This window comes from Bacillus sp. SIMBA_008, from assembly GCF_046535495.1.
GTDB lineage: Bacteria > Bacillota > Bacilli > Bacillales > Bacillaceae > Bacillus > Bacillus subtilis.
Genome location: NZ_JAWRWL010000201.1, coordinates 1 through 320, shown reverse-complemented (window position 1 = coordinate 320; position 320 = coordinate 1). Strand labels below are relative to the sequence as shown.

The window sequence follows — 320 nt, the reverse complement described above, 5'->3', positions numbered from 1 at the left end:
CGTATCAACACTAGCCTACCTCATTCCATATCTCGTTTCACCAATCTTCCAGTTAAAACTAGTCGCAACTGGTGAAACATATAAAAATGAAATGCGGGCAAGAATTACAGATGGTATAGTCGCAGTAATCGCACTTTGCTACGCACTATGGGTTATTAAAACCGGCGCAGCCGATATAAAAACGTTCCTTCTCGGAATTGGTTTATTCGTAATCGGATTTGCTTTCTATCCATTAATGAATCGTGATGAGAAAAAAAATAACGAAAAGAAAAACGGGCAAGTTGCATAACGCAATTTGCTCGTTTTTTCTTTTATAAAAC

At 37.5% G+C, this 320-nt stretch carries 1 pseudogene; it reads left to right on the top strand.

Features of this window, described 5'->3' with window-relative positions:
• Positions 1-289, top strand: a pseudogene (locus SB658_RS22825) (amino acid permease); the annotation flags it as partial.
• Between the last annotated feature and the right edge of the window lie 31 nt (positions 290-320).